This window comes from Prevotella rectalis (assembly GCF_900607215.1).
GTDB lineage: Bacteria > Bacteroidota > Bacteroidia > Bacteroidales > Bacteroidaceae > Prevotella > Prevotella brunnea.
Window position 1 is genome coordinate 38,291 of the sequence record NZ_LR027820.1, and the last position, 12,950, is coordinate 51,240.

Sequence of the window (12,950 nt, forward strand, 5' to 3'; positions counted from 1 at the left end):
GTGGGGAACGTGACGTTCTTCTCCTGCACGGTAGAGTCGATAAAGGCTGTCTGCTCGGTGTCGGACTTGCGTCCACGACCGTCCTTGCCGTCATTTCTGTTTTCATTCTCTTTCCGCTTGTCGTCAAGCAGCAGATTTGCCCGGATGCTCTCCTTGAGAATCAACTCCATACCCGCTTCGCCAATGCGATGGCGGAACTCCACGAGTTCCGTCGGTACGCAAGGTTTGGCGATGGTGAAGGATTCCATTCCGCAAAAATACTGGTAGTAGGCGTTCTCCGAGAACTGTTCCACGACGCTCTCGTCCGAGACGTTGCGAATATGCTTCAGCACTATAAGACCGACCATCAGGCGGATAGGCTTAGCCATGCGTCCGTTGTCCTTACAGTACAAGGGGGCAAAGGAACGCTCAAAGGTTTCCCAATTTATCAGATTGGCAAGTTTATACATTGGATGGGTGGGATTGAGCATGGATGCCAAGTCCCAAAACATTGATACCTGATGGGTGTTGTATGGAGATTTATACATTGTTGATTTGCAAGATTTTACTATGCAAAGATACAAAAGCTTGTAGATATATGCAAATAATAGAAAGGTTATTTTATTGATAATCAATAGATTATTTACTTTTCAAGGAACGACTAAATAGTTTTTAGAGCTGTCAAAAGAAAATGTAACGCGAGTTCGGGATAAGAAAATCTTTAGAAAAGTTTCAATTGCCTTGATTTCTCTACGTGTACCGGCAGTGCCTCCGGCTTATTGTCAAAGAAACAATAGGCTGTAAGAGCAGAACACAAGTTCATGATGAAATTATGTATTGATCGATGCCGTGAATGTACAAGGTCAGCCTATTACCAACTTTTTAAGAATTTTTCTTATCCCGAACTCGCGTATGTACGAAAAATGTTGTAAATTTGTCGTTAGAATAAAACGATCATTATCATAACTATCCCATCTATGAAGAAACTATTAGTTTTTGCAGGTGCCTTGATGCTGTCGGCTTCAGCGATGGCGCAGCAAACCCTTGAAAGTCAGATTGCAGAGTTAAAACAAAAGACTGAAGCACAGCAGCAACAGCTGAATGGTCTTTCCCTGCGTGTGAGCGAGGTGGAACAGCTGAATGTCGATCTGCGTAAGGCGATGAACTTTGGCAAGGCCATCACGACGGCACCAGGCAGCAATGGCGTAACCTACAAGTTGATTTCACTGAAGGGAAACAAGGCAGAAAAGACCATTACGGCAGTCTTCCAGATGTCTACAACAGGTGAATTGGTGGATATAGTTATTTTTGGATATGAAGCCTCCTATGTGGATTTGTACGGAGATCGAAAAAGGACAGAGAACCTTACCGTTGGTAATGACGTGATGGTCAGGATATTCAAAGATACCCCAACCAACGGTCGAATCATCTTCAATGATGTGGATATAGACAAGGTGAAGGAAATCAAACTGTTGCGCTTTGAAGTCCTCAATGGAGAGAATAAAGAATCCGTCATGTTTAAGGATTTGAAGGTGGAGTGGTAAAAGTGCTATCTTTTCAATTTCCACTCTCCATCCACCACATAACCACCATTGTCACCCACTTCCCATTGTGCATTTCGTTTGAAAGCCGATGTCTAGCGTGAAAGGACGTTATCAAGAATGCCATTGAAACGATGAGCCATTTAAATGGGCATAGGTTGGATCACTTGCAGAGTAGAGGGCAAGGCTTTGAAGTCAATGCCTTCTGAAGCCAAGTTAAAAATGCATTTGTGCGAGAAATCGACTCAATAGTGGCTCAGTAGGGGGGGGTAAAAACGACAAAAGAGGATTTCGTTTCTGAAATCCTCTTTTGTCGTTTGTGATCCGCATGGGGCTCGAACCCATGACCCCAACATTAAAAGTGTTGTGCTCTACCAGCTGAGCTAGCGGATCTTCCTACTCTCCTTTCGAAAGCGAGTGCAAAGGTATGGACTTTTTTTTGTATTTCCAAATTTTTTATTGTCTTTTTCTAAAATTTTAAGCAAGGACATCTTCTTTTTTTCCTCTTTTATTCGGTTAAGCTCGTGGCTGTTTCCTAATTGGCGGATGGGGTTGATGGAGATTCCGGTGCGTTGTCTTCATCGGTTTCTTTGGTAACGTATCGTTTCCAATAGGCAATGAGCAGGGTTGTTAACGGCAGTGCCACAATCAAACCGATAAATCCTAAAAGCACTCCCCATACGGATAGTGAGAGTAATAGGATAGCCGGATTGAGTCCCATGGCTTTACCCATGACTTTGGGTGTTACAATCATGTCGCAGATGAGTTGTACGATGATGAACACTGCTATGGCAGATAGTAGGACAAGCCAGAAGTTCTGTCCTGTGTCTGCGGCTTTTAGCAGTGCTAACAACGCTGCGGGGATGAGGGCGAAGGTGTGGAGATAGGGGACGAGATTGAGGATGCCAATGAGGATGCCCATACCGATTGCCATGGGGAATCCGATGATGGTAAATCCGATAGCGAAGAGGATGCCCATGATGAGCGATACCATGCCTTGACCGCGTATGTAGTTGTTGAGTTCTCGTTCCACGTCTTGTGCCAGACCTGTCCAGAATGGGCGTACATTCTTTGGGAAGATTTTTATCCATTTGGTAGTTAGCTTCTCATAGTCGAGCAAGATGAAAAATAAATACAATAGGGTAATAAACGATGCTATGATTGATAGAATAATGCTGGCAGTCTGTCCTATCACGGCAAATACTTTTGGCATGGCTGTTTGAATTGCCTTTGTAAAGTTTTGGCTATTAAGGAACTTCTCAATATCTTTTTGGTGCTCGTTTATCCATTCCTGAATGGCTGCCGAAATGCTGTTGGTTTCGGATGTGCTTTGCAGATAGTGTGTGGCAATGGCTATGAATTTCTCGAATTGTTCAATCAGTGGTGGTATGATGAAATAGGATATTCCGGCGATGATTGCCACCACGAAAAGGAAGGTTGCGATGATGCTCAACGCACGCGTCGGTACATGAAGTTTGAATTGCACAAACTTTACTGTGGGATGGAGGAGGTAAGCGAAGAGCCACGCGATGAAGAAGGGTAGTAGAACTCCGGAAAGTGTTTTTACGATGAAGAATGCGGCGATGATGGCAAGGGCTATCAAGGTCCATCTTATGAATTTGTCGAATGTAATGGGTTGTTGCATATTGTTTTCTGTTCGTTTCTATTTCTGAAATTATTTGTTAGTTTCTTTATTCTCCTTGTCGTTTTTTATCTTCTTGTATTGCTTGTTGGTAGCAGTTTCTGCACAACGGTTCGTATTCTTCTTTTTCTCCAAGCATTACCCTACGATTGTTTGCTATCAATCGATGGCTGCCATAAGCCAATGCTCCACATTTTACGCAGATGGCATGCACCTTTGTTACTTCGTCGGCTATGGCGCAAAGAGCCGGGATTGGACCGAAAGGCACTCCCTTGAAGTCCATGTCCAGACCGGCGATGATAACACGCGTTCCGTTGTTTGCCAGTTGGTTGCACACATCAATGAGCCCATCGTCCAAGAATTGCGCTTCATCGATTCCCACTACCTCTATGTTTGCCGACAACAATAGAATGTTGCCCGATGAGTCTATCGGTGTGGAGTGAATGGCATTTTGGTCGTGGCTTACCACATCCTCATCCGAGTAGCGTGTGTCGATTGCCGGTTTAAAAATCTCCACCCTTTGTCTTGCGAATTTCGCGCGTTTCAGTCGTCGGATGAGTTCTTCAGTTTTGCCCGAGAACATACTTCCGCAAATCACTTCTATGCGACCTTGTCGTCTTCTTTCGCCATTTGAATTGTCGATTTCAGTCATAGTATTTGCAAAGATAAAAAAAAATGGATAAATAGTTTTACTCAAAAAGTTAAAAGTTCTTTGTCGTTATTTCGTTCAAATTTCAATTTTGCGTAAAATGTAATGCCGATATATGTGATGATAAGAACTTGGTAATGGTTTTACTCCAAAGGCAGACTGTGTGATTTTGTGCCAACTTTTCTTTTTTTAGCATTTCTTTTATTGAAGTGTGGCGAAACGATTGTACATGTAAAAAATCCTAATTTTTTTTGAGTTTTCATCGATTTACTTTACATTTGCAGCATATATGGGTATATTATATCTTGTGCCAACGCCGGTGGGAAATATGGAAGATATGACTTTCCGTGCTGTCCGTATCTTGAAAGAGGCAGACCTCGTGCTCTGTGAGGATACTCGTACTTCGGGTATTCTGTTGAAACATTTTGAGATAAGAAACCGTCTGATGGCACACCATAAGTTCAATGAGCATGCTACGGCTTTAGGAATTGTCGAACGGATGAAAGCAGGTGAAACGGTTGCCCTCATTTCAGATGCCGGCACTCCGGGAATAAGCGATCCTGGCTTTCTGCTTGCCCGACAGGCTATAGCCGCCGGGATAACGGTGCAAACTCTGCCCGGTGCCACAGCGTTGATACCGGCTTTGGTTTCCAGCGGATTGCCTTGCGATAGGTTTTGCTTTGAGGGCTTTCTTCCACAAAAAAAAGGCAGGCAAACTCATCTTGATGGTTTGGCGGATGAGGCTCGAACAATGGTTTTTTATGAATCGCCTTACAGAGTTCTTAAAACGTTAGAACAATTTGTCGAAGTGTTTGGAGAGGACAGGCAGGTGAGTTGTTGCAGAGAGATATCAAAACTCCATGAGGAAAGCGTGAGAGGGACGCTGAAAGAAGTTGTGGCTCATTTCAGGCAGACGGAACCCCGTGGCGAGTTTGTCCTCGTTTTGGCTGGAAAGGAGAAGAAAAAGAAGATAGATAAACAAAAAATTAAAGCGATAGAATAAACGTGAAGAAGAATATATCTTCAGAATAGAAACATAAAATTGAAAGGATTATGAAAAAGCTATTATTTTTTGCGGTATGTGGCATGATGACATTAGCTTCATGCAATCAAAACAAGAAACCTGCCATCAATCCGGCGGAAATCCAAAATGACTCCCTGCGCGCCATCATTGATGCTCGCGACAACGAGGTGAACGACATGATGGCTACGTTGAACATGATTCAGCAAGGATTTGCTGAAATCAACGCAGCAGAGAATCGCGTTACGTTGGCAAAGGATGGTGAGGGCGCAGATAAAACTACGCAGATTAAGGAAAACATCCAATTCATTGCGAAACGCATGAAGGAAAATCGCGAACTCATTAAGAAGTTGGAACAACAGCTTCAAGAGACGGGCTTTAAGGGTGAGGAAATGCGCAAGACACTCAAGCAACTGACGGCACAGCTTGCACAGAAAGATAGCGAACTGCGGCAGTTGCGTAAGGAATTGGAGTCGAAGAATATTCACATTAAAGAACTGGATGAGACCATTACAGGCTTGAATACGGATGTGAGCAACTTAAAAACCGACAAAGAGAAACTCACTACAGAGAAGCACTCTTTGGAAAGCGAGAAACAAAATCTGCAAAACGAGACAAGGCAGAAGAGCGAGACTATCAATACACAGGACAAACAATTGAATACTGGATGGTATGTATTCGGAACAAAACATGAGTTGAAAGAACAGCGCATCCTTGACAATGGAAAAGTGTTACAGGGTAGCTTCAACAAGAGTTACTTTACGAAAATCGACATTCGCTCGACCAGCGAAATCAAATTGTATAGCAAGAGTGTTAAACTGCTTACTGCTCACCCGGGTAGCAGCTATACGCTTGTGAAAGATGCCACCGGACAGTACATTCTTCGCATCTCCGATCCGCAGACGTTCTGGAGTACCAGCAAATATTTGGTAGTGCAAGTAAAGTAAATATATAAGATAGATTGTCGTAAGAATCAAAAAGTTAGGCAGGGTAGTGTCGTTATATTGACATGTTACCCTGCCTTTTTAGATTATAGTGTGATGGCACAACCGGCGATTGCCCAAATACCGGGTTGTGGCACATTGCCGTAATCCAAGTAATTACAATCTAACAGATTATTGCCTTCCATATAAGCGGTCCATTTCTCATTGCTCCAACTCAGGCGAGCATCCAATACACCGTATGTGGCATAGGAATGTCGATTGTTATCCACGTCGATGTAGCTGCCCATGCGATGTTGTAATCTGTAGTTAAGTCCCAAATCAAGCCTTTTCCATAGATTGAGCTGCATATTGGCGCACAACTTGTTTTTCAGATATTCCAAGACATACTTGCTCACAAGTCCTTCGTGTTCTTTCTCGTTTTGATTTAGGAAGCTATAAGCTATTCCAACCTTTTTTATAATATGCTGTGAAGGTATCAGGTTTAGCATATTTACATCAATGGAAGCCTCTATACCCAATGTGTTTATTTTTCCGAAGTTTACGCTTTTCCAAAGTACTGCTCCGTTTTCATCCAATGTTCCGTCAGATATCCAGTCAATGAGATTCTTTTGATGATTATAGAAAATGCTTGCCTTACCTATTATATGAGCTGTGTTATACTTTATTCCGGTTTCCAATGCCGAAAGTTCTTCCGGGCGCAAATGCTTATTTGCTTTATGTCCGCCTACGGAATAGAAGAGTTCGGTGAATGATGGCATGCGCAAGGACGTATTGTATGATGCGTATAGTTTCCAAGCATCGCCAAAACGATAAGAGATATCTATGCCCGGATAGACCCGCATACTCATGTCTGCCTGACTATTTTTTACTGCGATAATGCCTGCGGATAGCGTAAATCTGTTTAAGATTAAGTTATGTTCCAACACAAATTGCATGTTTGTTCGGTTGAAGCCATTTGTATAATCCTTATCCGTGCCATGTATGCGATGTGGTCGATAGAGCTTTTCTCCGAGATTGCTGCTTATCAAGTCCTCATGGCGCATCTCGGCACCGAATGCCGTGCGTCCGAAGCTCCAATCAAAATAAGCGTTCAGATTGATTCCATACACGTCAGTTCGATGATAATTGAAAGGATATTTATCGGGAGCGTTGCGAAACAGCTCAAATCTGTCCATGCTTCTGTTCCAATAAATAGATGGTTTGACATGAAAAACCCCCTTTTTATTTTCAGCTTGCACGGCAGTAAACGTTTTCAACGTGTGTTCAAATTGGTCATCGTATTTTACGCTGTAAAAAGTATTGGCCCCAAAGTTCTTCACGCTTAACCCGGCATGCCAGTCCACGGTAATCAGTTCATCGTTGTAATTACCTTGATAGAAAGCTTTTCCTACGTTATAATCAGCGTTGAGGCTGCCTTTCTTGTTTCGTAGATAGCCATCGCTGCGGATATAAGATCCGGAAATTTGGTTGTTCCATTTGTCTTTTGCAAGGTTCGCTCTTGCTCCCACGTTAAGATAACCATAGGAACCACCTTCTATACGTGTAGAGAGAGAAGTTTTTAGTGGAGTTCTCGTAACAATGTTTATCGCACCCAATAACGATGAGGTGCCATAAACTCTTCCTGCCGGACCTTCGAGTATCTCAACGCGTTCTATTTCGCTGATATCTACCGGGAAATCGAAGGTATTGTGTCCCGTCTGTGCATCTCCGATATTGATACCGTTAAGTAGAACTGTTATTTGTTCGGAGTTACCACCTCGTATGCCTACATCGGTCAAAGCCCCCAATGGTCCTTTCTGGCGCACATCCACGCCCACGGCATACTTTAACAGGTCGTTTACACTTTGTACCGGCGCCGTTTGTATGTTCTCACGACTCAGTACAGTTACCATTCTCGCTTGCTGGCTCACGGTCAGCGGCGCACGCGTGCCGGTAACGCTCACCTCTTCCAGCACCACATTTCTATCGGTTGCCATCGTGTCGTTGTCAATACGATCCGTGTCGATGCTAATGCTGTTGGCAGTAGCATGTTGGAGTGTTGCGACACTCAGTACACCAATAATCACTTCTTTGCCAATGACGGAAAAGAGCGAATAGCTGTGGTTGTTGAAGTGAATAAACTTCAGCACGTTGCGCTTGTTAAAAATTGGTTTGTACATAATAAATATAAATTAATTTACAACCTTTGCGCTTCATCCAAAGAGAAGTAAAGGTTTTCGGGGTGCAAAAGTACATAAAATATCATACAAACTGTGGAATAAAGAGTGTTTTATTCAAAAAGGAAAATAAATCAGGCGGAAGCAAACTGATTAAAAAATATTTCTTACTTTTGCAATCTGATAATCGAAAAAAGGCGGACGGAGAGCTTTTTCGCTATTTTCAAAATCTCGAGACAAACAAAACAATATACACAATGAAAGCATTGATTGACCGCATTCTCAAAGATGGCAAATGCTATGAAGGGGGAATACTCAAAGTTGACAAGTTTATTAATCACCAGATGGATCCCAATCTGATGAAACAGGTTGCCGTGGAGCTTATTCGGCGTTATGCCTCCACCGATATAAATAAAATTCTAACGGTGGAAGCGAGTGGGATTGCACCTGCCATCATGATGGGTTTTCTATTGGATTTGCCGGTGGTTTTTGCCAAGAAAAAGAAACCTTCCACCATGTCGGGCATGCTTTCCACTACCATTTTCTCGTTCACCAAACAGCGCGAATATACAGTTTGCATCTCCAAAGATTATCTCACGCCTAACGACAAAGTGCTTTTTGTGGATGATTTTCTTGCTTACGGCAATGCCGCCAAAGGCATTATCGACCTTTGTCAGCAAGCCGGAGCGGAACTTGTGGGTATGGGCTTTATCATTGAAAAGGCTTTTCAGCATGGGCGCGATGCAATTGAAGAAGCCGGTATTCGATGTGAAAGTCTTGCCATTATCGATTCTTTGAACGATTGTCGTATAAAAATCAGAATGTAGGTCTCCATGGAACAATCAAAAGAACTCATCTACGGACTAAACGATCGCCCACCCATTCGAGAAACGCTCTTTGCCGCGTTTCAACATTTGTTGGCTATTTTTGTTGCCATCATAACTCCTCCGCTCATCATCAGCTCTGCTTTGGAGTTTGATTTGGAAACCACGGGTTTTCTTGTTTCCATGTCATTGTTTGTTTCCGGTATAGCCACTTTCATTCAATGCCGGCGCATTGGTCCTGTAGGTGCAGGGCTATTGTGCATTCAAGGCACTTCGTTTTCTTTTATCAGCCCCATCATTGGCGCCGGTATGTTAGGAATGGTGAATGGAAAGATGAATATGGAATTGGGGTTGAGCTATATTTTCGGAGCTTGTATGGTAGCTGCCGTTGTGGAAATGGTGGTCAGCAGAATATTGCCGTATATGCGCAAGATTGTAACTCCCTTGGTCTCGGGAATCGTTGTGTCGTTAATCGGTATGTGTCTGATAAAAGCCGGGATTACTTCTTGTGGAGGTGGTCAGGCAGCGATGGATGCCGGGTCGTTTGGTTCCATGCAAAATTTAGGTTTGGCATTGCTTGTTCTGTTGAGTATCGTGTTTTTTAATCGGTCGGGCAATCGTTTTTTGCGTATGGCATCCATCGTATTGGGGTTACTTCTCGGCTGTTTTATCGCCTATTTCTTGGGGATGATGGATTTCTCTCGTTTGAGTGAAGCCGGAAATTTCATTATTCCTGTCCCCTTCAAATACGGACTGAATTTCAATATCGGTTCCATTATCGGCTTGGGTTTGATTTATTTGGTGACAGCAGTTGAGGCTTTCGGAGACATCACTGCCAACTCGTTGATTTCCGGGGAGCCCGTTGAAGGACCGGTGTTTATGAAACGCGCTCAGGGAGGTATTCTCGCGGATGGTTTCAACTCGTTTCTTGCCGCTGTTTTTAACAGCTTTCCCAACTCTATCTTCGCGCAAAACAATGGAATGATACAGCTTACGGGAGTAGCCAGTCGCTATGTCGGGTATTTTATCGCGAGCGCGCTCGTATTGTTGGGTTTGTTTCCCATCGTCGGACAGCTCTTTTCGCTCATTCCCGACTGCGTGCTCGGTGGTGCGACGCTATTGATGTTTGGAACCGTAGCCGCTGCCGGCATTCGCATTATCGCCGCGACTGAAATCAACAGAAAAGCCGTACTTGTCATGGCAATAAGCTTTGCCATGGGACTGAGCGTGGAACTCGTTCCCGACATTTTGACCCAGATGCCCGATGTGATAAAAAATATTTTCTCAAGCGGAATCACTACCGGCGGACTTACCGCCATTCTCGCCAATGCCTTTATCCGTATTAAAGAATAAAGACTTTTTGATAAGATTTAGGGGATAATCCTTAACGATTTGTGTTTTAATGTTTATCTTTGCAAAAGACAGAAATTGTTAGCGCAGATATATAAATAAAGAGCTATGGCAGAAAAGAGAAAGAAACACGGTCTTACGCATGCTTTGAGTTTCAAGGTGTTGTGTGGGTTGGTAGTCCTCTTCGTGTTGGGTGTGCTCTATAACTTTGTTGTCAAAGAAGAACCAAATATATCCAAGGAGGATAACGAGGTGGAGGAACAAAGAAAAGCCGCTCAGGATACACTTGATGTGGTGGGAGACTATCTGTGGCCGGGAATGAATATGCGGAAAACCGACTTACAGTCCGATGCGGATAAGGCTGACGAGGCACGAATGAGAGCTTCTTCAGAAACCTCTCGCAAACCATCAGGTGGCAAAGATGAGAACAGATCGCAAGACATTAAGATGCCGAAGATAAAACTGCCACCTGTGCCGGTACCGGCTGCCGATCAAGCAACGGAAGTGATAACGACCGGTCAGGCTAAGTCAGCGGCTAAGCAAAATTCGCCAAATCCCGGAGGACCTACCGTTGAGAAATTGGAAGCCCCACGAGTGGAAAGAATAGAATAGCGGATTGTCGGACGCATATCGAAATTTAGGAATAAAAACAGGAAAGGAGGCTGATATGAAAAAAATAGCTTTGTTATTGTTGAGTGTGGTTGTGCTTCTTAGCTGTGTAACTACCGTTTACGACTCTGCCGGAAACCCCATGTCAAAGGAACAATTGCAAAAAATGAAGTCGATGGCGGTGAGCAAACATTTGCGAGACCGTCGCTATCGCATCTTTGTCGATAGAGTCTATCCTATGTGCGGTCCGTCTTTCGCGTTGATGGACACATGGGGCATTGAGGTAAGTGGCGATTCCATCGGGCTGTTTCTGCCTTATTTCGGCAGGATTTATCAAGTTCCTTTCGACCGGAGAATGGGTTTGCATTTCATCGCTCCGCTGGAAACATATCAAGAAGAAATAACAAAAAAAGGCGTAAGAATTAAAATGCAGACCGGTTCCGGCATCGAACACTGCACCATTACCATGGAAGTTTATGCAAATGGTCAGACCGATTTGCAAGTAAATTCCTCCAACAGAGAGCTCATTCGATATCTCGGCGAAATGCAGTTGAATGACGCGATTCGAATGAAGACAGAGTAAATGTACCTTAAGATGAGAAAAATAAAATTATTGTTCCTGTCCCTGTTGGTAAGCATCTTGGCTTTCCCACAAGCGACAGGAACTATTGCTTCCGGCAATGCCGTAGCTTATCAATCAGAGAGACATCTGTTCCGGAACGGCAATCAACTTTCCTTAATAGCGTTGGACACAGAATGGCCGAAAGTGGTGGATTATTCAAAGGTTGAGGAACTACAGCGTTATCTCACATCGTTCCTTTTTGGGAACGAAGCGACATCATTTTCATCGGGTTGGCAGACTTTGACTCAAGCAAGCGGAGAGGAAATCCATGACATGCCGGTTGAGGATGACTTGGAAATTCATAATAAAGACATTCGCTTAAAAATACTTGATTACAGAATTGGCAAGTATATTTCTTTCCAAGCATGGACGCAAGAAAGAAACGCCACAGCCGTTACTTCCACCAAATCGCGGTATTTCACTTTCGACCTCATCAATAAAAAAATATTGGAGCAAGAAGACGTTTTCAATAAGTACCGCACTTGGAATGATGTGGATTGGCGATATGTATTTGAAGAAGCCTTAAAGCAATACATGGTGATTGACCCGATGGAAACCGGAGAGTTATGGCTCGATGCCGTTCCTAATGAGTTTTATCTGAAAAACGATGCACTTTATCTCACCATTCAAGGTTCAACCGAGCGATACAGCTATTCCGTACTTACGATGGAGATGCTTCAGCCCGTATTGACGAAGAAGTTTAAGAAGTGGTTGAACGCTGCACCGGAAATCCATGCGGACGCATCCTTAGATGATGAACACCTGCTTGGACCAAATGACGGAATAGAGCCGAAGCCCGACTCTTTGGCTTCCTTTCCCGGAGGAAACAAACGAATGACAGGCTTCTTGGCTGACAATCTCGCTTATACGTCTGAAGAAGGGGAAGTGTTGCCCGATCGTGTCATAGTGAGTTTTATTGTCGATGAGAAAGGAAACCTTTCCGATTTTACAATTCTCTCCCCTGTTTACGCAAAGATAAATCATTGTTTGATTGCAACCTTGAGAGTAATGCCCAAGTGGAAACCTGCCATTCTTGACGGGAAAGCGGTTCGTTCGAGAGTGGTATATCCGTTTATGTTGAAATAAAACTTGAGGACAGCAAGTAATACGAAAACGCCGGGATTACTTTGCATCGGGATGAGAGGCGAAAGAATGACCGTTCCATTGGTTTCGGGCAAGAATTTTACAGGCACTTTCGGCATTTCTCGTTGAAGAAAGTCAGGTCTGTTTTCCAATATGTCTTATACGGATTTAGCTTGTCACAATTCTGACTATAAAAAAAGTAAGAAATTATGACAAAACGTAAAACCCCGCGCGAATTTTCGTATTCGTTCAAGCTGCAAGTGTTAATCGATTATTATTCTAGCGGTGCTTCTCAAGCGTCCATATTGCGTAAGTGGAATGTGTCTAGTGGTTCAATGTTCCAATGGCTGAAACGTTGGCCCGTTGATTCAAAATCGTTATCTTTGCCCTCGGAAGTAATCCAGAGGTATCGTATGGCTCATAAAGAAACGAATTTGACAGACAATGAGATATTGCGCCAGAAGATAGTGAACCTCCAACACGCATTGTCTTTGGAGAAGATGCGCAGCCGTGCCTATGAGAAACTCATA

General features: G+C 43.5%; 11 protein-coding genes, 1 tRNA gene and 2 pseudogenes (1 of these 14 cut by a window edge). 8 read left to right on the forward strand and 6 right to left on the reverse strand.

The genetic code is table 11. From position 1 onward, the window contains the following. Both E0E16_RS01115 and E0E16_RS14890 read right to left on the reverse strand, forming a co-directional pair. A pseudogene (locus E0E16_RS01115) lies at positions 1-527 on the reverse strand (transposase) (its annotated part extends 13 nt beyond the left edge of the window); the annotation flags it as partial. A gap of 173 nt (positions 528-700) precedes the next feature. Beyond that, positions 701-847: pseudogene (locus E0E16_RS14890) on the reverse strand (IS982 family transposase); the annotation flags it as partial. A gap of 109 nt (positions 848-956) precedes the next feature. Here E0E16_RS14890 and E0E16_RS01120 point away from each other — a divergent pair. After that, the gene (locus E0E16_RS01120) at positions 957-1,523 is read left to right on the forward strand and encodes a hypothetical protein (protein ID WP_130828458.1); all 567 of its coding nucleotides are present in this window, start codon (positions 957-959) and stop codon (positions 1,521-1,523) included. Between the two features lie 317 nt (positions 1,524-1,840). Here E0E16_RS01120 and E0E16_RS01125 read toward each other — a convergent pair. From E0E16_RS01125 to E0E16_RS01135, 3 genes are all read right to left on the reverse strand, one after another. Then, positions 1,841-1,913, reverse strand: a tRNA-Lys gene (locus E0E16_RS01125). 142 nt (positions 1,914-2,055) lie between these two features. Next, positions 2,056-3,165: an AI-2E family transporter gene (locus tag E0E16_RS01130; RefSeq protein WP_130828459.1), complete on the reverse strand. Its 1,110-nt coding sequence runs from the start codon at positions 3,163-3,165 to the stop codon at positions 2,056-2,058. Positions 3,166-3,211: 46 nt separating this feature from the next. Then, positions 3,212-3,814: a thymidine kinase gene (locus E0E16_RS01135; protein ID WP_130828460.1), complete on the reverse strand. Its 603-nt coding sequence runs from the start codon at positions 3,812-3,814 to the stop codon at positions 3,212-3,214. A 286-nt stretch (positions 3,815-4,100) separates the two neighbouring features. Between E0E16_RS01135 and rsmI the strand changes: the two genes are divergently transcribed. Continuing rightward, on the forward strand, positions 4,101-4,814 hold the full coding sequence (gene rsmI, locus E0E16_RS01140) for a 16S rRNA (cytidine(1402)-2'-O)-methyltransferase (protein WP_130828461.1): 714 nt from the start codon (positions 4,101-4,103) through the stop codon (positions 4,812-4,814). Between the two features lie 50 nt (positions 4,815-4,864). Further along, positions 4,865-5,779 (forward strand): Cbp1 family collagen-binding glycoprotein adhesin, encoded by a 915-nt coding sequence (locus E0E16_RS01145; RefSeq protein WP_130828462.1) that lies wholly within the window; start codon positions 4,865-4,867, stop codon positions 5,777-5,779. A gap of 83 nt (positions 5,780-5,862) precedes the next feature. On the opposite strand, the gene E0E16_RS01150 is transcribed toward E0E16_RS01145, so the two are convergent. Beyond that, the gene (locus tag E0E16_RS01150) at positions 5,863-7,935 is read right to left on the reverse strand and encodes a TonB-dependent receptor (RefSeq protein ID WP_130828463.1); all 2,073 of its coding nucleotides are present in this window, start codon (positions 7,933-7,935) and stop codon (positions 5,863-5,865) included. 254 nt (positions 7,936-8,189) lie between these two features. Here E0E16_RS01150 and xpt point away from each other — a divergent pair, with 254 nt between their 5' ends. From xpt to E0E16_RS01175, 5 genes are all read left to right on the forward strand, one after another. Continuing rightward, on the forward strand, positions 8,190-8,759 hold the full coding sequence (gene xpt / locus E0E16_RS01155; RefSeq protein ID WP_130828464.1) for a xanthine phosphoribosyltransferase: 570 nt from the start codon (positions 8,190-8,192) through the stop codon (positions 8,757-8,759). 6 nt (positions 8,760-8,765) lie between these two features. After that, positions 8,766-10,109: a nucleobase:cation symporter-2 family protein gene (locus tag E0E16_RS01160; RefSeq protein ID WP_130828465.1), complete on the forward strand. Its 1,344-nt coding sequence runs from the start codon at positions 8,766-8,768 to the stop codon at positions 10,107-10,109. A 105-nt stretch (positions 10,110-10,214) separates the two neighbouring features. Further along, the gene (locus E0E16_RS01165; protein ID WP_130828466.1) at positions 10,215-10,718 is read left to right on the forward strand and encodes a hypothetical protein; all 504 of its coding nucleotides are present in this window, start codon (positions 10,215-10,217) and stop codon (positions 10,716-10,718) included. Positions 10,719-10,773: 55 nt separating this feature from the next. Next, positions 10,774-11,298, forward strand: coding sequence for a DUF4251 domain-containing protein (locus tag E0E16_RS01170; RefSeq protein WP_130828467.1), 525 nt, complete (start codon positions 10,774-10,776; stop codon positions 11,296-11,298). A gap of 12 nt (positions 11,299-11,310) precedes the next feature. Next, complete coding sequence (locus E0E16_RS01175; protein WP_130828468.1) at positions 11,311-12,423, forward strand: energy transducer TonB; 1,113 nt, start codon at positions 11,311-11,313, stop codon at positions 12,421-12,423. Positions 12,424-12,950 lie beyond the last annotated feature (527 nt).